The sequence below is a fragment of the Caballeronia sp. AZ1_KS37 genome (genome assembly GCF_023631165.1).
GTDB lineage: Bacteria > Pseudomonadota > Gammaproteobacteria > Burkholderiales > Burkholderiaceae > Caballeronia > Caballeronia zhejiangensis.
In genome coordinates, this window is the sequence record NZ_JALQDP010000028.1 from 75185 (window position 1) to 95999 (window position 20815).

Here is a 20815-nt window from a genome sequence, read left to right on the forward strand (position 1 = left end):
GGGTCCGAAGCCATCTTTAAGTGATCAGTAATGCAGGTTGATCGACGGCAGGCGCGTACTGGCCTTGCCGTTGTCGCGCACTTGCGGCGACGTGTCGGCGGGCGCGCTCATCTGATAGCGCGTGCCGAAATTGGAACGCACGTCGATTTCGACGGGCTTGCCCTTGTCGCGGAATTCGGTGATCTCGGTGCCGTTGGTGCTCAGCTCGTGATAGCTCGGTGTGCGCGGCGGCGAAATCTCGACTTTCGAGCTGACGTTCGCGGGCGGACGGTTGATGGATTTCAGATCGGGCAGGCCCGCCGCTTCTTCCGGCGACATTTTCTGCACCGCCGGTTGGGGTTCTGCGTTCGCGGCTTGCTGCGCCGGCTGCGCGAATGCGCCGAAGCTTGCTGCGGCGAGGACTGCCGCGGCGGCGGCGCAAAGGTGCGGCTTCATGATGGTTCTCCAGGCGATGGCCGGATTCTAACAAAACGGTTGCTGACTGAGCGGCGCGCGCGCAGCCAACGCCTTATTTTGCGCCGCTTTCGCGAAATTTGACTTCGAACGTCAAAAACGTGTTGCGAGGTGTGATCGCACGCACTCACGTGAGGAGGGACTTCATGGTCCGCACATTCTTCCGTGTTAATGTCGATTCATTACGAGGGCATCGAAGAAAGACACAAGATCATGACAAACGACCGGACTCAAAGCACGCAGGGCACGCCTGCCAACGATTTTCCGACCGAATCCTTCGAAGATCCCGCTGCGGCGGTCGCGCGTCTGTCGGCGATCTATGAAGCGAATACCGCATTTCTGCGCGATGCATTCGCGCGCTATCGCCGCAACGAGCAGTTCACGCATCGCGTGCGCGCGTGCTATCCGTTCGTGCGCGTGCGTACCGAGCTCAACTCGCAGATCGATTCGCGGCGCTCATATGGCTTCGTGGCGGGGCCGGGCATCTACGAAACGACGCTGACGCGTCCCGATCTTTTCGGCGATTACTATCGCGAGCAATTGCGACTGCTGACGAAGAACCATCACGTCGGGCTCGAAGTCGGTGTGTCGGCGCATCCCATTCCGATTCACTTCGCGTTCGCGGAAGGCATCCATCTCGAAGGCGATCTCGATCGCGACCGGCTGCTCGCGATGCGCAATATCTTCGATACGCCCGACCTCGCGCTGCTCGACGATCGGATCGTCAACGGCACGTACGAGCCGGGGCCGGGCGAGCCGCACCCGCTTGCGCTCTTCACGGCCGCGCGCGTCGATTTCTCGCTGCATCGGCTGAGGCATTACACGGCCACGTCGCCCACGCACTTCCAGAATTACGTGCTGTACACGAACTACCAGTTCTATATCGACGAGTTCGTGAAGCTCGGCCGCACGATGATGTCGCGCGCCGACGACGAGGAAACGCGCGCGTATCGCAGCGCGTATTCATCGTTCGTCGAACCGGGCGATGTCGTCACGTACAACGCGAATCTCGGCGAGCAGCCGGAGGAAGGCGCGCAGCCCGCGCGTCTGCCGCAGATGCCCGCGTATCACCTGAAACGCGCGGACGGCAGCGGCATCACGATGGTGAACATCGGCGTGGGGCCGTCGAACGCGAAGACGATCACGGATCACATCGCGGTGCTGCGTCCACATGCGTGGATCATGCTCGGACATTGCGCGGGGCTGCGCAATACGCAGCGTCTCGGCGATTACGTGCTGGCGCACGGCTATGTGCGCGAGGATCACGTTCTCGATGACGATCTGCCGCTTTGGGTGCCGGTGCCTGCGCTCGCGGAAGTGCAGGTTGCGCTGGAGCGCGCGGTGGCGCAGGTGACGCAGCTCGAAGGCGTCGAACTGAAGCGCGTGATGCGTACGGGCACCGTCGCGAGCGTCGATAACCGCAACTGGGAGTTGCGCGATCATCGCGAGCCGGTGCGGCGTTTGTCGCAAAGCCGCGCGGTGGCGCTCGATATGGAGAGTGCGACGATTGCGGCCAATGGATTCAGATTCCGCGTGCCGTACGGAACGCTGCTATGCGTGTCCGATAAGCCGCTGCACGGTGAATTGAAGCTGCCGGGAATGGCGGATCAGTTCTATCGCGCGCAGGTGGATCAGCACTTGCAAATCGGCGTCAAGGCGATGGAACTGCTGCGCGAGAATGGGTTGTCGAAGCTGCATTCGCGGAAGTTGCGCAGCTTCGCGGAAGTGGCGTTTCAATGATGCCTTCTGCGTGAGACGATGCGGGCGGTTCATGAAACCGCTCGCATCGAGTCTCGATTAAAGATAGAACATCCGATCCTCATCCGACTTGCTCTCAGCCGGCTGTTCGACCGATTCCTCGCGATCTTCATAGAAGCGCAACACGGCTTCGAGCACCTGATCCGGATCGTCGATGACTTGCATCAGGTCGAGATCCTTTTCGCTGATGACGCCGTTGGTCAGCAACGTGTTCTTGAACCAGTCGAGCAGGCCGGCCCAGAACTCCGCGCCGACGAGCACGATCGGAACGTGACGTGACTTCTTCGTCTGGATGAGCGTGAGCACTTCCGCGAGCTCGTCCAGCGTACCGAAGCCGCCCGGCATCACCACGACCGCGTCCGAGTTCTTCACGAACGTGACCTTGCGCGTGAAGAAGTGACGGAAGCGGAGCGAAATGTCCTGCCACTGATTGCCCGATTGCTCGTGCGGCAACTCGATGTTCAAGCCGACCGAAGGCGACTTGCCCGCGTGCGCGCCTTTATTCGCCGCTTCCATGATGCCCGGCCCGCCGCCGGATATGACGGCGAAGCCCGCGTCGGAGAATTTCTGCGCGATTTCGATCGTGAGTTGATAGTACGGCGACTCCGGTTTCAGACGCGCCGAACCATAGATGCTGATGGCAGGGCGGATCTCCGAGAGGTACTCGGTCGCCTCGATAAACTCTGCCATAATCGTGAACATCTGCCACGATGCGCGAGCCTTCTTGGCCGTCGCGCGCTCTTGATCTGCGAGCGATCGCAGACTCGGAATCACTTTTCTCTTGTTCATAATGCCTGAAGAACTAAGTCTTGAAGGTAAGACCCTGCTATTGGTCGACGGTTCTAGTTACTTGTACCGGGCCTACCATGCAATGCCGGACTTGCGAGGCCCCGACGGCGGGCCCACCGGCGCTCTGTATGGAATGATCAACATGCTGCGGCGCTTGCGGCGCGAAATCAATGCAGAGTATAGCGCGTGCGTATTTGATGCCAAAGGCAAGACTTTCCGCGACGACTGGTACGCCGACTACAAGGCCAACCGCCCTTCGATGCCCGAAGACCTCGCGAAGCAGATCGAGCCGATCCACGTCGCCGTGCGCGCGCTCGGCTGGCCGCTCGTGATGATCGAGCGCGTCGAGGCGGATGACGTCATCGGCACGCTCGCGGTCGAAGCCGAAAAGCGCGGCATGAAGGTGATCGTGTCGACGGGCGACAAGGATCTGGCTCAACTCGTGACGGATCATGTCACCCTCATCAATACGATGACCAACGAAACGCTCGACCGCGCCGGCGTGCTCACGAAGTTCGGCGTGCCACCGGAGCGCATCGTCGACTATCTGTCGCTCATCGGCGATACCGTCGACAACGTGCCGGGGGTCGAAAAATGCGGTCCCAAGACAGCGATCAAATGGCTCACGCAATACGAAACCCTTGATGGCATCGTAGAGCATGCGAACGAGATCAAGGGTGCGGTAGGAGACAATCTGCGCAAGGCTCTGGACTTCCTGCCGATGGCGCGAAAGCTCGTTACCGTGCACACGGAATGCGACCTTACATCGCAAATCGAATCGATCGATGCGACGCTTCAATCGCGTCCCGAGTCGCGCGACGAACTGCGCGACGTGTTCCTGCGTCACGGCTTCAAGACGTGGCTGCGCGAAGTCGAAATCGCCGATGCCGTCGAAGGCCCGACCGATACGCCGCCCGCCGAAGTCACCGAAATCGTGCATCACTACGAGACGGTGCAGACATGGGAGCAGTTCGATGCGTGGCTCGAGCGCATCAATGAAGCGGAGCTCACATCGTTCGATAGCGAAACCACGTCGCTCGATCCGATGACCGCGCAGATCGTCGGCATGTCGTTCTCTGTCGAGCCGGGGCATGCGGCGTACATTCCGGTCGCGCATCGCGGGCCGGACGCGCCCGAGCAACTGCCGCGCGACGAAGTGCTCGCGAAACTCAAGCCGTGGCTCGAAGATGCATCGAAGAAAAAGGTCGGCCAGCATCTGAAGTACGACGAGCAGGTGCTCGCCAATTACGGCATCGAAATGCGCGGCGTCGAGCACGACACGCTGCTGCAATCGTACGTGCTGGAATCGCATCGTCCGCACGACATGGACAACCTCGCATTGCGTCATCTCGGCGTGAAGACGATCAAGTACGAAGACGTCGCGGGTAAGGGCGCATCGCAGATCGGCTTCGATGAAGTGCCGCTCGACAAAGCCTCCGCGTATGCGGCCGAAGACGCCGATATCACGTTGCGTCTGCATCAGGCGCTCTATCCGCAAGTGGCGCAGGAGGAAGGCTTGTTGCGCGTGTATCGCGACATCGAAATGCCGACTTCGCGCGTGCTGCGCAAGATGGAACGAAACGGAGTCCTGATCGATCGCGAACGGCTCGAAGCGCAGAGCAACGAGATTGCGAAGCGGCTCATCGATTTGCAGGCGCAGGCGTACGAATTCGCGGGCGGCGAGTTCAATCTCGGCTCGCCGAAGCAAATCGGCCAGATCTTCTTCGAGAAGCTGCAATTGCCGGTCGTGAAGAAAACGCCGAGCGGCGCGCCTTCCACCGATGAAGAAGTGCTGCAGAAGCTCGCCGAAGACTATCCGCTGCCGAAGGTGCTGCTCGAGCATCGCGGGCTGTCCAAGCTCAAGTCCACTTACACGGACAAGCTGCCGCGCATGGTCAACGCATCGACGGGACGCGTGCATACGAACTATGCGCAGGCCGTCGCGGTGACGGGGCGTTTGTCGTCGAACGAGCCGAACTTGCAGAACATTCCGGTGCGAACGGGCGAAGGGCGGCGCATTCGCGAAGCGTTCATCGCATCGCCGGGCTGCCAGATCGTATCGGCGGATTACTCGCAGATCGAGCTGCGCATCATGGCGCACATTTCCGGCGACGAATCGCTGATGCGCGCGTTCAGGGAAGGCGAAGACGTGCACCGCGCGACGGCGTCGGAAGTGTTCGGCGTCACGCCGCTCGAAGTCGACAACGATCAGCGCCGCATCGCGAAGGTCATCAACTTCGGCCTGATCTATGGCATGAGCTCGTTCGGGCTCGCGTCGAATCTCGGCATCACGCGCGATGCGGCGAAGCTTTATATCGACCGCTATTTCGCGCGTTATCCCGGCGTTGCCGCGTACATGGAAAATACGCGCGTGATCGCGAAGGCGAACGGCTTCGTCGAAACTGTGTTCGGCCGGCGTCTGTGGCTGCCCGAGATCAATGGCGGCAGCGGGCCGCGCCGTCAGGCGGCGGAGCGCGCGGCGATCAACGCGCCGATGCAGGGCACCGCCGCCGATCTCATCAAGCTCTCGATGATCGCGGTGCAGGACTGGCTCGAAGCGTCGGGCATCGGCGCGAAGATGATCATGCAGGTGCACGACGAACTCGTGCTCGAAGTGCCCGAAGAGGCGCTGCCCGAGGTCAGGAAGCGCTTACCTGAACTGATGTGCGGCGTCGCGAAGCTGAAAGTGCCGCTCGTCGCGGAAGTGGGCGTCGGCACCAACTGGGAAGAAGCGCACTGAAATTCCCGGTGCAAGGACATATGCGCGGATGTCGCATATGTCCGACATGTTGGTGACTCGCTTGTGACTGTCACCGAAGCTCCGCACAATGTTTCAATCGAGGAAGATAAGCACGAAGGCCGATCGAATATAAAAGCACAGGGAGAGTTCCATGCATCGCTTCATCATCATCGGCGGAGGCGCAGGCGGCCTCGAACTCGCAACTCGTCTCGGCGACCGTTTCGGCTCGACGGATTCCAAAACGCCGCCGAAAGCGCAAGTCACGCTCGTCGACCGCAACCCGACGCATATTTGGAAACCGCTCCTGCATGAAGTCGCGGCGGGCAGCATGGATCCCTTCACGCAGGAACTCGAATACGCGGCACAAGCCCTGTGGCACGGCTTCGAGTTTCAGCAGGGCGAACTCGTCGGACTGAATCGGGCGGCGAAGCGCATCACGATCGGCGCGTTGCGCGATGAAGAAGCCGGCGAACTGCTGCCCGAGCGCGAGTTGGAGTACGACACGCTCGTCATCGCGATCGGCAGCACGACGCATTTCTTCGGCGTCGAAGGCGCGCAGCAGAATTCGATCGCGCTCGATACCGTCGGTCAGGCGGAGCTCTTCCGCAAGCGCCTGATCGCGGCCTGCATGCGCGCGGAGCATTTCGCACCGGAACCCGTCGCGGCGGGCGTGGACGAAGTCGACGAAGAGCCCGGCGTCGATCCCGTGCCGCGCATTCAGGTGGCGATCGTCGGCGCGGGCGCGACGGGCGTCGAATTGTCGGCGGAATTGCGCAATACCGCGCAAGTGCTTTCCGCATACGGCTTGCACAAGCTCGATCCGAAGCACGATATCGGCATCGTGCTGATCGAGGCCGGGCCACGCATTCTGCCCGCATTGCAGGAACGCGTGTCCAGCGCGACGGCGGAACTGCTGATGAAGCTCGGCGTAAAGCTGATGACGGGCGAAACCGTCGCGCAGGTCTCGCGCGACACGATCCGCACGGCGAGCGGCAAGACGATTCGCGCGGATCTCACAGTCTGGGCGGCGGGCATCAAGGCGCCCGCGATTCTCAACAATCTCGACGGACTTCCGACCAATCGTCTCGGCCAGCTCGTCGTGCGCCGCACGCTGCAAACCGAAACCGACGAGAACGTCTTCGCGCTCGGCGATTGCGCCGCGTGTCCGTGGCCCGGCAACGAGCGCAACGTTCCGCCGCGCGCGCAGGCCGCGCATCAGCAGGCGAGCTTCCTTTTCAAGTCGTTCGAGCGGATGTTGCAGGGCAAGCCGTTGCCCGAGTACACGTATCGCGATTTCGGCTCGCTGGTGTCGCTCGGCCATTACAGCGCGGTCGGCAATCTGATGGGCGGGTTGATCGGCGGCAACATGCTGATCGAAGGCCTCTTCGCGCGCTTCATGTACATGTCGCTGTATCGCCTGCATGTGGCCGCGCTGCACGGCTATGCGCGCATGGTGCTCGATACTGTCGCGCACTGGCTGCGCCGTTCCACCGCCCCGCGTGTCAAGCTGCACTGACGGAACAGATCCGCTGCGCCGTTCGTTTAAAGCTGTTTAGAATGAGCGGCGCGCTTAATGCATAACGCGCGTTCATCGTCGTGCAGCGCCGCGCGTCGTGACGCCTCGATCGCGTCGCGCGGATTTCAACGATCCTCGCCGTCGCGCGATCGAGTACGCGCCGCGACGGCATTGCCGCGGGAGCTTCGTATGCTAGACCCTGAAGTCGACAGCCTCATTCCGCACGTCCCGTTCAACCGACGCAATTTCATCAAGGCGACCTTCGGCACCGGCTTCGCGGCCGCCGTGCTGCCGGTGTCCGCGCAAACCGTTCACACCGACAGCGATGGGCTGGAAGCCGGCGCCATCGGCATACGCGGCGCGGATGGCACGCTCGTGCCGGCGTATCGCGCGCAGCCCAAAGGCAAGACGCATTTGCCGGTCATCATCGTGATTCACGAGATTTTCGGCGTGCACGAGCATATCGCCGACGTCTGCCGGCGCTTCGCCAAGCAGGGTTATCTCGCCATCGCGCCGGATCTCTACACGCGTCAGGGCGATGCATCGGCCTACAAGTCGATGCAGCAGCTCAACGAACAACTCGTGTCGAAAGTGCCCGATGCACAAGTGATCTCCGACATCGATCAGACGGTCAAATGGGCGGGCGAGCATGGCGGCGATCCGAAGCGCGTCGGCATTACCGGGTTTTGCTGGGGCGGGCGCATCACCTGGCTCTATGCCGAGCACAATCCCAATGTGAAGGCGGCCGTGGCGTGGTACGGACGGCTCGTCGGCAACAAGACCGAGAACACGCCGGCCAATCCGATCGACCTCGCGGGCCAGCTCAAAGTGCCGGTGCTCGGCCTATATGGCCGGCAGGATCAGAGCATCCCGCAGGATACGATCGAGCAGATGAAACAGGCGCTCGCGAACGACCCGCCGCCCGCGAAAGACTCGCAGTTCGTCGTGTACGACGACGCGCCGCATGCGTTCTTCGCGGATTATCGGCCGAGCTATCGCAAAGCCGACGCCGAGGACGGATGGAAGCGCGCGCTCGCGTGGTTCCGCGAGCACGGCGTCAAATAACGGCGTTCACGGATTCGGGCCGGTCGCGACGGGCCGGCCCGGATCGGCGCTCCACTCGCTCCACGAGCCGGGATAGAGCGCAGCGCCGTGCAGGCCGGCGATCTCCATCGCGAGCGCGTTATGGCATGCCGTCACGCCCGAGCCGCATTGCAGGACGACGCGGTCCGCCGGCGTCGTGCCGACGAGCGAACCGAACGCCTCGCGCAGTTCGTGCGCGGTCTTGAAGCGGCCTTCCGCCGTCAGATTGTTCTTGAAAAAGTGATTCAGCGCGCCGGGAATGTGCCCGCCGACAGGATCGATCGTCTCATTCTCGCCGCGGTAACGATCGGCGGCGCGCGCATCGATCAGCAGATGATCGCGCGTGCCGATGCTGCGCTCGATCGCCGGGGCGTCGATCGTCACCTGAAGCGGCGCGCCGGCCTTGAACGTGCCCTGCCTCTTCGGCGGCACGGCGGTATCGAGCGGATTGCCCGCGGCTTCCCAGGCCTGCAGGCCGCCGTCGAGCAACGCGACGGAATCGTGCCCGAGCCAGCGCAGCAGCCACCAGAGACGCGCGGCGTACATGCCGCCGTGGGCATCGTACGCGACTACTTGCTGGCCCTCGTTCAGGCCGAAGCTGGCCAGTTTGGCGACGAGCGCGGCGCGCTCCGGCAGCGGATGACGCCCGTTCGTGCCCGTCTTGACGCCGGACAGATCTCGATCCAGATGAAGATAGTGCGCGCCGGGAATATGCCCTTGCGCATAGGCCGCTTCGCCGGATTCGGGCGCGGCCAGATCGAAGCGGCAATCGAAGACGAGCATGCTGCCGGGCGCGGCGGCGAGCCGTTCGGCGAGATTCGCCGCCGAGATGAGCGTGGTGTAGTGGGTGTGCGGCATGACGGCTCCTGTGCGTCGCTCATGTGCGAGACTTGAACCGTTAGTCTAAACAAAAAGGCGGGCCTGAAAGCCCGCCTTTTCGTAACTCTGGCCGAACGGCCTATATCAGATCGCGCCGAGCTGATGCCGCAAGAACTCGTGGAAGTGCTGCATGCCGGATTCCATCGGGCTCTGATACGGCCCGACCTGATTCTCGCCGCGCGACATCAGCGCGCGCCGGCCCGCGTCCATGCGCTCGCCGATTTCGTCGTCCTCACGCGCGGTTTCCATATACGCAGCGCGCTCGGCCTCGATGAACTCACGCTCAAAAAGCGCGATTTCCTCGGGGTAATAGAACTCGACGATGTTCGTCGTCTTCTGCGTGCCTTGTGGAATCAGCCACGACACGACCAGCACATGCGGATACCACTCGATCATCAGACCGGGGTAATACACCATCCAGATCGCACCGAACTCGGGCGGCGCGCCGTTGCGAAAGCGCAGGACTTCGTCGTGCCACTTGCGATACGTCGGGCTGCCCGGCTTTTCCAAGTTCTTGTGGACGCCCACGGTCTGGACGCTGTACCAGTCGCCGAATTCCCACTCGAGGTTGTCGCACGACACGAAGCTGCCGAGTCCCGGATGGAACGGCGCGACGTGATAGTCCTCGAGATAGACTTCGATGAACGTCTTCCAGTTGTAATTGCACTCGTGCACTTCGACGTGATCGAACATGAAGCCCGAAAAATCGAAGTGCTTTGCGGTGCCAAGCCGCGCGAGATCCGCGGCGACGTTGCGGCCCTCCGATTCGAAGAGCAGGCCTTGCCAGTTCTGCAGCGAAGTCTTGCCGAGGTTCAGGCAGGGCTTGTCCGCGAAATGCGGCGCGCCGAGCAGTTGACCGTTGAGATCGTAGGTCCAGCGATGCAGCGGGCAGACGATGTTGTCCGCGCTGCCGCGGCCATTGAGCATGATCGCCTGGCGATGGCGGCACACGTTGGACAGCAGTTCGATATTGTTCTGCTGATTGCGGACGAGCACGCGCCCTTCGCCTTCGCCCGGAAGCGCGAAATAGTTGCCCGCTTCGGGAACCATGAGTTCGTGCCCGACGTAGCGTGGACCTTGCTTGAAAAGTGTGTCGAGTTCGCGCGTAAGAAGCGCTTCGTCAAAGTAAGCCGTGACTGGCAGCTGACTGTGAATGGCGTTCAGCTGCAATGCATTGCTCAGATTGGACATTCCCACTCCCGTTAAGACGTGAAAGCAGTGAACAACCCAACCATCGAAGATTCGATTTAGGGAGCCCGCGATTATACCGAAATCCGCATCCTTGGGGTGCTTAAGGTCTTGATTTGGGTATAAATTGTCGCGAGAGTTCCTCGCAATCGTTGCGCCCGCGCGCTTGAATCGCACGTTCCTTCCCGATTGGCGGAGAATCCGGCAAAGCAATCTCGACGGTCCCGCGTGGACGGGATGCGGGTCGAAAATTTGGCTTTTGCCGTAGAATGTGCGACTTGGTTCCAAAAATTCAATTGCACATCCACGATTCATGGCGAAGACCGCTGTCCAGGAAACAGGCGAGCAAACCGGCGCAAGCGCACAGAGCGCGGACGCCGCCCCGCTTCCCGAGAATTACGAGGCGGCGCTGGCAGAACTCGAATCGCTCGTCGCGCGCATGGAAGAGGGCGCGCTGAGCCTCGAGGAATCGCTTGCGGCATACCGCCGCGGCGCAGCGCTTGTCGGCTTTTGCCAACAGCAACTCGAAAAAGTTGAGCAGCAGGTACGCGTTCTCGATGGCGAGACGCTCAAACCGTTGCCCGCCGAGGTGCAGCGCGCCACGCAGGGTGCCGGAGCGACGAACGACGACGGGGACGACGACCTATGACCTTCGAACAATGGATGCGCGCGACGCTCGATCGCGTCGAGACGGCGCTGGAACACTATCTTCCGGGCACGGACGTCGCGCCGGCGCGCCTGCACGAAGCCATGCGCTACGCGGTGCTGGGCGGCGGCAAGCGCGTGCGGCCCCTGCTCGTCCACGCGGCGGGCGAGCTGACCGGCGCGAGCGCGCAGGCCGTCGAAGCGGCGAGCGCGGCACTCGAGATGATCCACGTCTATTCGCTGGTGCATGACGATATGCCCGCCATGGATGACGACGCGTTGCGTCGCGGCAAGCCTACCGTACACATCCAATATGACGAAGCGACGGCACTGCTCGTCGGTGACGCGCTGCAATCGCAGGCGTTCGTCGCATTGACGGCGGAAGGCAACGGTTTGAGCGATGCCCAGCAAGCCGCGCTCGTGCGCGAGCTGGCGGTCGCGAGCGGCTCGCTCGGCATGGCGGGCGGTCAGGCGATCGACCTGGAAAGCGTCGGCCGCAAGCTGTCGCGCCCCGAGCTCGAGACGATGCATCGCAAGAAAACAGGTGCGCTGCTGCGCGCATCGGTCCGCATGGGCGCGCTCGCGGGCACGCATCCCGGCGCGGAAGCGCTGACGTCGCTGGATCGGTATGCGGCAGCGATCGGTCTCGCATTCCAGGTCGTCGACGACATCCTGGACGTCACCGCCGATTCCGCCACGCTCGGCAAGACCGCCGGCAAGGACGCGCAGCACGACAAGCCCACTTACGTATCGATCATCGGGCTCGATGCGTCGCGCGAACTCGCTGCGCAACTGGGCCGCGACGCGCACGCCGCGATCGAGCCGTTCGGCGCGCGCGGCCAGCGTCTCGCCGAGCTTGCCGACCTGGTCGTGAACCGGGTGAATTGATTGTTGAACGCGTGACGAACCCCACGGTGCGAAGAAAGAAACAATCGCACCGAACGAATCACGCCAGTTTTCCTAAAATGGGACGACGATGTACGACTTGCTGAAAACCATCGACGATCCGGCCGATCTCCGCGCCCTCGATCGCCGCCAATTGCAACCGCTGGCCGACGAGCTGCGAGCCTACGTGCTCGATAGCGTGTCCCAGACGGGCGGCCATCTGTCGTCCAATCTGGGCACGGTGGAGCTGACCATCGCGTTGCACTATGTGTTCGATACGCCTAATGACCGCATCGTCTGGGACGTCGGTCATCAGACGTATCCGCACAAGATCCTGACCGGCCGCCGCGATCAGATGCCGGGGCTGCGCCAGCTCGGCGGCATCTCCGGTTTCCCGCGCCGCGCCGAATCCGAATACGACACCTTCGGCACCGCGCATTCGAGCACGTCGATTTCGGCTGCGCTCGGCATGGCGATCGCCAACAAGCTGCAGGGCGACAACCGCTTTTCGATCGCCGTGATCGGCGACGGCGCGATGACCGCGGGCATGGCCTTCGAAGCGATGAACAACGCGGGCGTCGCCGACGACGTGCCGCTGCTCGTCATCCTCAACGACAACGACATGTCGATTTCGCCGCCGGTCGGCGCGTTGAATCGCCATCTCGCGCGTCTGATGTCGGGCCGTTTCTACGCCGCCGCGCGCGCGGGCGTCGAACGCGTGCTGCGCCATGCGCCGCCCGTGCTCGATCTCGCGCGCAAGCTCGAAGAGCACGCGAAGGGCATGATCGTACCGGCCACGCTATTCGAGGAGTTCGGCTTCAACTACATCGGCCCGATCGACGGTCACGATCTCGATTCGCTGATCCCGACGCTGCAGAACATCAAGGAACTGCGCGGCCCGCAATTCCTGCACGTCGTCACGAAGAAAGGCCAGGGCTACAAGCTCGCGGAAGCCGATCCGGTGCTGTATCACGGTCCGGGCAAGTTCAATCCGGCTGAAGGCATCAAGCCGTCGACGGCGCCATCGAAGAAGACTTACACGCAGGTGTTCGGCGAATGGCTGTGCGACGCCGCAGCGCAAGACTCGCGCGTGGTCGGCATCACGCCGGCGATGCGCGAAGGCTCCGGCATGGTCGAGTTCGAGAAGCGCTTCCCGGACCGCTATTTCGATGTCGGCATCGCCGAACAGCACGCGGTGACCTTCGCGGGCGGCCTGGCCGCGGACGGCATGAAGCCGGTCGTCGCCATCTATTCGACCTTCCTGCAACGCGCGTATGACCAACTGATCCACGACGTCGCGCTGCAGAATCTGCCAGTCGTGTTCGCGATCGATCGCGCGGGCCTCGTCGGCGCGGACGGCGCGACGCACGCGGGCAACTACGATCTCGCGTTCCTGCGCTGCATCCCGAACATGACGGTGATGGCCGCGTCGGACGAAAACGAGTGCCGCCAGATGCTCTACACGGCGCTGCAGCAGCCGAACCCGACGGCCGTGCGCTATCCGCGCGGCGCGGGCACCGGCGTGGCGACGGTCAAGCAGATGACCGCGATTCCGGTCGGCAAGGGCGAGATTCGCCGCGAGTCGTCGCAAAAGCTGGGCTCGGGCAAGCGCATCGCGATTTGCGCGTTCGGCACGATGGTCGCGCCGTCGCTCGCCGCCGCCGAGGAACTGGATCTGACCGTCGCCAACATGCGCTTCGTGAAACCGGTCGACGCCGATCTGCTGCGCGAACTCGCCGCCACGCACGACGCGATCGTCACGATCGAAGAAGGCACGATCATGGGCGGCGCGGGTTCCGCGTGCGTCGAAGCGCTGCTTGCAAGCTCCATCGTGAAGCCCGTGCTGCAACTCGGCTTGCCGGACGTGTTCATCGATCACGGCGATCCGGCCAAGCTGCTGTCGAGCGTCGGACTGGACGCGGCTGGCATCGCCAAGTCGATTCGCGAGCGCTTTATCGACGCAATCGAAAGCGCCAACGCAGGGAAGCTGACGAAGCGCGTCGCCTGACGACGCTTCGCTCGAACGGCGCGCTCGGGGTGCGCCGTGCATCAACGCTTTGGCACACGGCGCGGGCATCGTCCCGCGCCGTGTGCGCTTGAACGTATCGACCCGCTCGCGTCTTGCGCGACGCGCGGCGCATAAGGACAAAACAAATGAATCAGATGAATCCCGCCTTCGTGATGCCCGACGTCCAGAGCACGCCCGACACGCGTCAGATCGCGATTCAGCGCGTCGGCGTCAAGGGCGTGCGCTATCCGCTGACGGTGCTGACGGAAGACGGGCTGAAGCCGACCGTCGGCGTATGGAACCTCGACGTGCATCTGCCCGCGGAACAGAAGGGCACGCACATGTCGCGTTTCGTCGCGTTGCTGGAAGAGAACCGGCTGCCGGTCGATCAGCACGCGCTGCGCGGATTGCTCTCGCTGATGCTGGCGAAGCTCGAAGCGCACTCCGGCCGTATCGAAGTGACGATGCCGTACTTCGTCATGAAGACCGCGCCGGTCTCGGGCGTGAAGAGCTTGCTGGACTACGAAGTGACGTTTATCGCCGAACGGCGTGACGGCGACACGCGCATGTCGATCAAAGTGCTCGTGCCGGTGACGAGCCTGTGCCCGTGCTCGAAGAAAATCTCGCAGTACGGCGCGCACAACCAGCGCTCGCACGTCACGATCGCGGCGGAATTGGCCGACGAGATGCCGGTCGAGGAACTGATCCGCATCGCCGAGGAAGAGGCGTCGTGCGAACTGTGGGGCTTGCTGAAGCGTCCGGACGAGAAGTTCGTCACCGAGCGCGCGTATGAAAATCCGAAGTTCGTCGAGGACCTCGTGCGCGATGTCGCGACGCGCCTGAACGCCGACGCGCGCATCGTCGCCTATACGCTCGAAGCCGAGAACTTCGAGTCGATCCACAATCACAGTGCGTATGCCGTGATCGAGCGCGACAAGCGCCGCGACGCCTGAACGTCTAGGCAAGCGCCGTTTCCGCGGAAACGTGCGCTTCCCGCACCGATTCCACCACGAGCGACGCCAGCCGCTCGACGAGCGGCGAGCCCTTTCCCGACGCGCGATGCAGCGCGAGCGGAATCGACGGCAGCGCGGGCAAACCGCCTTCGCCGCCATCGAGCGGACGAACGGTCGACGGCAGGCCGTAGCTCGTTCGCACCGTCACGCCGAGTCCCGCCGCTGCCGCCGCCCACAGTCCGGACAGGCTCGGGCTCGTGAACGCCACACGCCATTTGATGCCCGCACGGTCGAGCGCCGCCGCCGCCGCGCTGTGGAAGAGACACGGCCGATCGAAAACGATGAGCGGCAAGGGCTCGTCGGCGTCGAAATGCCAGGGAACGGTCGATGACGCGATCCAGCGCATCGGCGGCGCGGCGATCGGCTCGGGCAGATTCGACGCCTGACTTTCATCCGGCACGCCCGCCGCGCCCCACACGAGCGCGAGATCGAGCTGCGCGCCGCCGATGCGCTCCAGCAGTTCCGTATTGCGCGCGACGCGCGCTTCGATCCGCACTTTCGGGTGCGCTCGCGCGAAGCGTCCGAGCACATCGGGCAGCACGACTTCGCCGAAATCTTCCTGCAGACCGAGCCGGATCCAGCCTTCCAGATCGACGCCGCGAACCGCGACCGCGGCTTCGTCGTTCAGCTCGACGAGCCGCCGCGCGTAGTTGAGCATGACCTCGCCGGCATCGGTGAGTGCGAGCCCGCGTCCCGATTTGCGAAACAGCGGTGTGCCCGCCTGTTCTTCCAGCTTGTGAATCTGGGCGCTGACGGCGGACGTCGAACGCCCGACGCGATCGGCTGCTTTCGCGAAACTCCCGAGGTCCACGCCCGCGACGAAGCTGCGCAACACCGCGAGGTCGAAGGTTGTCTGGCTCATGATGACAGTCCCGATTTGATGAACGGTCCGTCGCAAACTTTGCGATTTTCAGGATGATGTTAAGCGTTCAAACTGGCCCCAGTCAACTTTTCGATGGACTGCGACATGGCCATTTCTCTCGCTTTGAACACCAAAACCGCACTCGGCGATGGACACCGCTGGAAAGTGCTCGGCGTGGGCGTCGCGGCGAACGCGAGCGTGTCGGCGGCGGCGACGGGCTTTCCGACGACCGCCGTCTGGGTGCGCGGCGCCTACCATCTGAGCAACGGGCAACTGGGCGTCGTGCTGGGCGCCCTAGGCTTGGGCGTCGCGCTGTCCGAATTGCCTTGGGGCGTTCTCACCGACAAGTGGGGTGACCGTCCCGTCCTGCTGACCGGTCTTTTTTCGACGGCCGCGGTGCTCGTCGCGATGACTTTGTTCGCGACGCCCGCGACGGCGAGCTTCGGCTGGCTCGTCTTCGCGATGTGCGCGCTGGGCCTGCTCGGCGGCAGCGTCAACGGGTCGAGCGGACGCGCGGTGATGGCGTGGTTCGGCGAAGGCGAGCGCGGCCTCGCGATGAGCATTCGCCAGACGGCTGTGCCGCTCGGCGGCGGCATCGGCGCGGCGTTGCTGCCGTGGCTCGCGTCGTCGCATGGTTTCGGGGCGGTATTCGGCGCGCTCGCCGCGATGTGCGCGCTGTCCGCCATTTTCGCCTGGCGCTGGCTTCACGAGCCGGCTGAAGCAGTTCATCGGGCGATTCGGAGCGCAGGCGCCGCGCCGCTGAAAAACGCGCTGGTCTGGCGCGTCGTGCTCGGCATCGGCATCTTGTGCGTGCCGCAGTTCGCGGTGCTGAGTTTCGCGACGATCTTCATGCACGACGCCGCGCACTTCGGCCTGACCGCGATCAGCGCGACGATGGCCACGCTCCAGATCGGTGCGATCGCGATGCGCGTCTGGAGCGGCCGCCACACCGACCGGCACCGCAACCGCCGCACGTACCTGCGCGTATCGACGATCGTCGCGTGCGCGTCGTTCGTCGTGCTCGGTATCGCGACGGCGCTCGGCGCGGTCCATTGGCCCGTTTTGCTCGCGGCGATGCTGATTCTCGCGGGCGTCTGCGTGTCGGCATGGCACGGCGTCGCGTACACGGAACTGGCGACGCTCGCGGGCACCGAACGCGCGGGCACCGCGCTCGGCATGGCGAACACGGCGGTCTTCGTCGGCTTTTTCGTGACGCCGCTCGCCATTCCGCACGTGCTCGCGATCGGTTCCTGGCCGATGGTCTGGCTCGGGGCGGGCGTGTGCGCGTCGCTCGCGTGGCCGTTGTTTCCGAGGCCCGCGCGCGCTTAAACTGGCCGTCCACGTCATCACCACCACGCGGAGCGCATCTTGATTCTCATCGGCCAATACGATTCCCCGTTCGTGCGGCGCGTCGGCATCGCGCTGAAGCTCTACGACATGGCGTTCGAGCATCGCCCGTGGTCGGTGTTCGGCGACGCCGACAAGATCGCGCCGTACAACCCGCTGTGCCGCGTGCCGACGCTCGTGCTCGATTCCGGCGATACGCTCATCGAAAGCACGATGATCCTCGACTATCTCGACGCAGAGGCGGGCGATGCGCGCGCTTTGATTCCATCGGGCGGGCCGGAGCGACGTCAGGCGCTGAAGGTCTGTGCGCTCGCGACCGGTCTCGCCGACAAGGCCGTCGCGCTCGTCTACGAACGCGTGTTGCACAAGGAGAAATCGCAGGCGTGGCTCGATCGCTGCACGGGGCAGGTCGAGCGTGTGTTGAATGCGCTGGAAGCGGACCGCGCTGCGCGCGCGACGCCTTACTGGTTCGGCGATGCAATCGGCCACGCCGATATCGCCGTGGCCTGCGCGCTGCGCTTCGCGCGCGAGGCGCATCCGGAAATTTTCAGCTCGACGCGCTGGCCGACGCTCATCGGCCATAGCGATCGCTGCGAAACGCTGCCCGTCTTCAAGGCGATCGTGCAGCCGTTCAATCCGCCTCGATAAAGTGGCTCAGGCGCGCGCGAGCGACGTGAGATCCCAGCGCGGCTTCACGGTGAACGCGTAGTCGCGCAGGGCCTGCTCCGGCCAGCGCGACAGGCGCAGCGCGCCCGCGAGCGCGATCATCGCGCCGTTGTCGGTGCATAGCGACAGGTCGGGGTAATGCACGTCGAAGCGGCGCTTTTTCGCCGCCGCCGACAGCGCCTCGCGCAACTGCCGGTTCGCGCCGACGCCGCCCGCCACGACGAGCCGCTTCAAACCCGTTTTCTTCAGCGCGGCGAGCGATTTAGCGACGAGCACGTCCACGGCCGCATCGACGAAACCGCGCGCGAGATCGGCCTTGGCCTGCTCGCAGACGTTGTTGCCGAGCTTGCGGCTGTGCGTGAGCACGGCGGTTTTCAGGCCGCTGAAGCTGAAATCGAGATCGCCGGAATGGAGCATCGGGCGCGGCAGCGCGACCGCGCCGGACGTGCCGAATTCCGCGAGCCGCGACACTTCCGGGCCGCCCGGATAGCCGAGGCCGAGCAGCTTCGCGGTCTTGTCGAAGGCTTCGCCGGCGGCGTCGTCGAGTGTTTCGCCTAGCGTCTCGTAGACGCCGACATCGGTCACGCGCATCAACTGCGTGTGTCCGCCGGACACGAGCAGCGCGACGAACGGAAAGGGCGGCGGCGCGTCGACGAGCAGCGGCGACAGCAAATGCCCTTCCAGATGATGGATGCCGACGGTCGGCTTGTCCCACGCCATCGCCAGCGCATTCGCGATGCTCGCGCCGACGAGCAGCGCCCCCGCGAGCCCCGGCCCTTGCGTGAACGCGATGGCGTCGATGTCGCCGCGCTGTGCGCCGGACTTGTCGAGCACTTCCTCCAGCAGCGGCAGCGCGCGGCGGATGTGATCGCGCGAAGCCAGTTCGGGCACGACGCCGCCGTAATCGCGATGCATCGCGATCTGCGAATGAAGGGCGTGCGAAAGCAGGCCGCGCTCGGTGTCGTAGAGTGCGAGGCCGGTTTCGTCGCAGGAGCTTTCGATGCCTAGAACTAGCATGGATTCAATGCGTTAGAGGAACAGAAAAGTATAGCAGCGGGAATGATCGAGCGTGTCGAAGGTAAAATGCGCGCCATGGAATCCTTCGATATCGCCGTCATCGGCGCGGGCGCGGCCGGCATGATGTGCGCGGCCGTGGCCGCTCAATCCGGACGCCGCGTCGTCCTCATCGACCACGCAGAGCGTCTCGCCGAAAAAATCCGCATCTCCGGCGGCGGGCGCTGCAACTTCACGAACATCAACGCGCAGCCTGCCAATTTTCTGTCGGCGAATCCGCATTTTTGCCGCTCCGCGCTCGCCCGCTACACGCCGCGCGATTTTCTCGCGCTGCTCAAGCAATACCGCGTGAAGTGGCACGAGAAGCACAAGGGCCAGCTCTTCTGCGACGACTCCAGCGAGACCATCATCGACGTGCTCAAAAGCGAGTGCGATGCCGGTCGCGTCGCGTGGCGGCGTCCGGTCGCCGTGCATGAGGTCCGTCACGACGGCGCGCGTTTCGCGCTCGATACGAACGCGGGCACGATCGGCGCGGCGGCGCTCGTGATCGCGACCGGCGGCCTGTCGATTCCGAAGATCGGCGCGACGGATTTCGGCTATCGCGTCGCCAAGCAGTTCGGCCACAAGCTCGTCGATACGCGTCCCGCGCTCGTGCCGCTCACGTTCACGTCCGCCGACTGGGCGCCGTTCGCGCAGCTGTCGGGGCTTTCGCTGCCGGTTCGCATCAGCACGGGCAAAGGCAAGACGCGCGGCGAATTCGACGAAGACTTGCTGCTCACGCATCGCGGCGTGTCGGGGCCGGGCGTGCTGCAGATTTCGAGCTACTGGAACACGTCGGAGCCGATTCACGTCGATCTGCTTCCCGACCTCGATCCGACCGCCATGCTGATCGAAGCCAAAGCCGGCTCGAAAAAGCAGATCGGCAATTTTCTGGCCGAGCACGTTCCCGCGCGTCTCGCGCACGCGTGGCTCGAAGCGCAGCGCGTGCCGGTCGACGCGCGCCTCGCCGATCTGCCGGATCGCACGCTGAAAGCGATCGGCGCATCGCTGTCGGACTGGACGCTCACGCCGAGCGGCACCGAAGGCTATCGCAAGGCGGAAGTCACGCGCGGCGGCGTCGACACGCGCGAGCTTTCATCCGCGACGATGATGAGCGAGCGCGTCGCGGGGCTCTATTTCATCGGCGAGGCGGTCGATGTCACCGGCTGGCTCGGCGGCTATAACTTCCAGTGGGCGTGGGCTTCGGGCGTCGCCGCGGGCAAGGCCGCCGCGGAGTACGCGCGAGACGCGGCGACGACCGCCTGAGGGCGTCCGTCCGGGGGTTTTGGCGAGTCTCGAAACGCGGGCCCGTTTGCTATACTCGGACGGTCATCGGAGGATTCTCTCCGCTTTCCGCTGGCGCCAGGAAGGCTGTCTGCTAATCCCGCTTGAGGAGGCGTTCCCAAGCGGGTTTTTGCTTTCGCGGGACCGCCGCGCGCCGGCCGGAATTCAAACTTTCGCAATTGCACCGGGTGAACGATGAGCCTCAAAGACCAGATCAACGACGACATGAAGACTGCCATGCGCGCGAAGGAAACCGAGCGTCTCGGCACGATTCGCCTGCTGCTCGCGGCAATCAAGCAGCGCGAAGTCGACGATCGCGTCACGCTCGACGACGCGGGCATCACCGCCGTCATCGACAAGATGATCAAGCAGCGCAAGGATTCGATCAGCCAGTTCGAAGCCGCGAGCCGCACCGATCTCGCCGACAAGGAAAAAGCGGAGCTGGCGGTGCTGGCGGCGTATATGCCCGAACAGCTTTCCGCCGAAGCGATCGCTGCCGAAGTCCAGGCAGCCGTCGCCGCGACCGGCGCCGCCGGGCCGCAGGACATGGGCAAGGTGATGGGCGTGCTGAAGCCGAAGCTCGCCGGCAAGGCCGACATGACCGCCGTCTCCGCGCAGGTGAAAGCCGCACTCGCCAAGTAACGTC

Annotated in this window: 18 protein-coding genes; 12 read left to right on the forward strand and 6 right to left on the reverse strand. The window is 63.9% G+C overall.

What is annotated here, in order from left to right; translation table 11 throughout:
• Window positions 1–24 precede the first annotated feature (24 nt).
• Complete coding sequence (locus tag NCS00_RS14965; protein WP_008353979.1) at window positions 25–435, reverse strand: hypothetical protein; 411 nt, start codon at window positions 433–435, stop codon at window positions 25–27.
• 231 nt (window positions 436–666) lie between these two features.
• Here NCS00_RS14965 and NCS00_RS14970 point away from each other — a divergent pair, with 231 nt between their 5' ends.
• Window positions 667–2193, forward strand: a complete 1527-nt coding sequence (locus NCS00_RS14970; protein WP_008353978.1) for an AMP nucleosidase — start codon at window positions 667–669, stop codon at window positions 2191–2193.
• Between the two features lie 57 nt (window positions 2194–2250).
• On the opposite strand, the gene NCS00_RS14975 is transcribed toward NCS00_RS14970, so the two are convergent.
• Window positions 2251–3000, reverse strand: coding sequence for an LOG family protein (locus NCS00_RS14975; RefSeq protein WP_008353977.1), 750 nt, complete (start codon window positions 2998–3000; stop codon window positions 2251–2253).
• Window position 3001: 1 nt separating this feature from the next.
• Between NCS00_RS14975 and polA the strand changes: the two genes are divergently transcribed.
• The 3 genes from polA to NCS00_RS14990 all read left to right on the forward strand — a co-directional run bounded on the left by polA (window position 3002) and on the right by NCS00_RS14990 (window position 8321).
• Complete coding sequence (gene polA, locus NCS00_RS14980; RefSeq protein ID WP_250440402.1) at window positions 3002–5740, forward strand: DNA polymerase I; 2739 nt, start codon at window positions 3002–3004, stop codon at window positions 5738–5740.
• Window positions 5741–5891: 151 nt separating this feature from the next.
• A complete protein-coding gene (locus NCS00_RS14985) occupies window positions 5892–7256 on the forward strand; it encodes an NAD(P)/FAD-dependent oxidoreductase (protein ID WP_008353974.1) in 1365 nt (454 codons plus the stop codon).
• A 189-nt stretch (window positions 7257–7445) separates the two neighbouring features.
• Window positions 7446–8321, forward strand: coding sequence for a dienelactone hydrolase family protein (locus NCS00_RS14990; protein ID WP_250440403.1), 876 nt, complete (start codon window positions 7446–7448; stop codon window positions 8319–8321).
• 6 nt (window positions 8322–8327) lie between these two features.
• Here the strand turns inward: NCS00_RS14990 and NCS00_RS14995 are convergent, their stop codons facing one another.
• Both NCS00_RS14995 and NCS00_RS15000 read right to left on the reverse strand, forming a co-directional pair.
• Window positions 8328–9197, reverse strand: a complete 870-nt coding sequence (locus tag NCS00_RS14995; RefSeq protein ID WP_008353971.1) for a sulfurtransferase — start codon at window positions 9195–9197, stop codon at window positions 8328–8330.
• A gap of 105 nt (window positions 9198–9302) precedes the next feature.
• Complete coding sequence (locus tag NCS00_RS15000; RefSeq protein ID WP_008353970.1) at window positions 9303–10409, reverse strand: aromatic ring-hydroxylating oxygenase subunit alpha; 1107 nt, start codon at window positions 10407–10409, stop codon at window positions 9303–9305.
• A gap of 310 nt (window positions 10410–10719) precedes the next feature.
• Here NCS00_RS15000 and NCS00_RS15005 point away from each other — a divergent pair, with 310 nt between their 5' ends.
• From NCS00_RS15005 to folE2, 4 genes are all read left to right on the forward strand, one after another.
• On the forward strand, window positions 10720–11055 hold the full coding sequence (locus NCS00_RS15005) for an exodeoxyribonuclease VII small subunit (protein WP_008353969.1): 336 nt from the start codon (window positions 10720–10722) through the stop codon (window positions 11053–11055).
• Window positions 11052–11939 carry a polyprenyl synthetase family protein gene (locus NCS00_RS15010; RefSeq protein ID WP_008353968.1) on the forward strand — a complete coding sequence of 296 codons (888 nt, stop codon included), beginning with the start codon at window positions 11052–11054 and terminating at the stop codon, window positions 11937–11939. Before NCS00_RS15005 ends, NCS00_RS15010 begins: the two co-directional genes overlap by 4 nt.
• An 88-nt stretch (window positions 11940–12027) precedes the next feature.
• Complete coding sequence (gene dxs, locus NCS00_RS15015; protein ID WP_008353967.1) at window positions 12028–13944, forward strand: 1-deoxy-D-xylulose-5-phosphate synthase; 1917 nt, start codon at window positions 12028–12030, stop codon at window positions 13942–13944.
• A 146-nt stretch (window positions 13945–14090) separates the two neighbouring features.
• On the forward strand, window positions 14091–14897 hold the full coding sequence (gene folE2 / locus NCS00_RS15020) for a GTP cyclohydrolase FolE2 (protein ID WP_175982504.1): 807 nt from the start codon (window positions 14091–14093) through the stop codon (window positions 14895–14897).
• A 4-nt stretch (window positions 14898–14901) separates the two neighbouring features.
• On the opposite strand, the gene NCS00_RS15025 is transcribed toward folE2, so the two are convergent.
• Window positions 14902–15819, reverse strand: a complete 918-nt coding sequence (locus tag NCS00_RS15025; protein ID WP_175982503.1) for a LysR substrate-binding domain-containing protein — start codon at window positions 15817–15819, stop codon at window positions 14902–14904.
• Window positions 15820–15924: 105 nt separating this feature from the next.
• Here NCS00_RS15025 and NCS00_RS15030 point away from each other — a divergent pair, with 105 nt between their 5' ends.
• Both NCS00_RS15030 and NCS00_RS15035 read left to right on the forward strand, forming a co-directional pair.
• Complete coding sequence (locus NCS00_RS15030; protein WP_250440404.1) at window positions 15925–17148, forward strand: MFS transporter; 1224 nt, start codon at window positions 15925–15927, stop codon at window positions 17146–17148.
• A gap of 39 nt (window positions 17149–17187) precedes the next feature.
• A complete protein-coding gene (locus tag NCS00_RS15035; RefSeq protein WP_175982501.1) occupies window positions 17188–17814 on the forward strand; it encodes a glutathione S-transferase family protein in 627 nt (208 codons plus the stop codon).
• Between the two features lie 6 nt (window positions 17815–17820).
• Here NCS00_RS15035 and tsaD read toward each other — a convergent pair whose 3' ends face one another.
• Complete coding sequence (gene tsaD, locus NCS00_RS15040; RefSeq protein WP_008353961.1) at window positions 17821–18849, reverse strand: tRNA (adenosine(37)-N6)-threonylcarbamoyltransferase complex transferase subunit TsaD; 1029 nt, start codon at window positions 18847–18849, stop codon at window positions 17821–17823.
• 75 nt (window positions 18850–18924) lie between these two features.
• On the opposite strand from tsaD, the gene NCS00_RS15045 reads away from it, so the two are divergent.
• Entirely contained in the window at window positions 18925–20151 is a 1227-nt protein-coding gene (locus tag NCS00_RS15045) for a BaiN/RdsA family NAD(P)/FAD-dependent oxidoreductase (RefSeq protein WP_250435481.1), read from the forward strand.
• A 213-nt stretch (window positions 20152–20364) separates the two neighbouring features.
• Complete coding sequence (locus tag NCS00_RS15050; protein ID WP_008353959.1) at window positions 20365–20811, forward strand: GatB/YqeY domain-containing protein; 447 nt, start codon at window positions 20365–20367, stop codon at window positions 20809–20811.
• The last annotated feature ends 4 nt before the right edge of the window (window positions 20812–20815 follow it).

Coding starts and splice junctions, on each gene's coding strand:
- tsaD (WP_008353961.1), bottom strand. CDS start 18,849: ATGCTAGTTCTAGGCATCGAAAGCTCCTGCGACGAAACCGGCCTCGCA.
- NCS00_RS14985 (WP_008353974.1), top strand. CDS start 5,892: ATGCATCGCTTCATCATCATCGGCGGAGGCGCAGGCGGCCTCGAACTC.
- NCS00_RS15050 (WP_008353959.1), top strand. CDS start 20,365: ATGAGCCTCAAAGACCAGATCAACGACGACATGAAGACTGCCATGCGC.
- NCS00_RS15010 (WP_008353968.1), top strand. CDS start 11,052: ATGACCTTCGAACAATGGATGCGCGCGACGCTCGATCGCGTCGAGACG.
- NCS00_RS15000 (WP_008353970.1), bottom strand. CDS start 10,409: ATGTCCAATCTGAGCAATGCATTGCAGCTGAACGCCATTCACAGTCAG.
- NCS00_RS14990 (WP_250440403.1), top strand. CDS start 7,446: ATGCTAGACCCTGAAGTCGACAGCCTCATTCCGCACGTCCCGTTCAAC.
- NCS00_RS15005 (WP_008353969.1), top strand. CDS start 10,720: ATGGCGAAGACCGCTGTCCAGGAAACAGGCGAGCAAACCGGCGCAAGC.
- dxs (WP_008353967.1), top strand. CDS start 12,028: ATGTACGACTTGCTGAAAACCATCGACGATCCGGCCGATCTCCGCGCC.
- NCS00_RS14965 (WP_008353979.1), bottom strand. CDS start 435: ATGAAGCCGCACCTTTGCGCCGCCGCCGCGGCAGTCCTCGCCGCAGCA.
- NCS00_RS15030 (WP_250440404.1), top strand. CDS start 15,925: ATGGCCATTTCTCTCGCTTTGAACACCAAAACCGCACTCGGCGATGGA.
- NCS00_RS14975 (WP_008353977.1), bottom strand. CDS start 3,000: ATGAACAAGAGAAAAGTGATTCCGAGTCTGCGATCGCTCGCAGATCAA.
- NCS00_RS15045 (WP_250435481.1), top strand. CDS start 18,925: ATGGAATCCTTCGATATCGCCGTCATCGGCGCGGGCGCGGCCGGCATG.
- folE2 (WP_175982504.1), top strand. CDS start 14,091: ATGAATCAGATGAATCCCGCCTTCGTGATGCCCGACGTCCAGAGCACG.
- NCS00_RS15025 (WP_175982503.1), bottom strand. CDS start 15,819: ATGAGCCAGACAACCTTCGACCTCGCGGTGTTGCGCAGCTTCGTCGCG.
- polA (WP_250440402.1), top strand. CDS start 3,002: ATGCCTGAAGAACTAAGTCTTGAAGGTAAGACCCTGCTATTGGTCGAC.
- NCS00_RS14995 (WP_008353971.1), bottom strand. CDS start 9,197: ATGCCGCACACCCACTACACCACGCTCATCTCGGCGGCGAATCTCGCC.
- NCS00_RS14970 (WP_008353978.1), top strand. CDS start 667: ATGACAAACGACCGGACTCAAAGCACGCAGGGCACGCCTGCCAACGAT.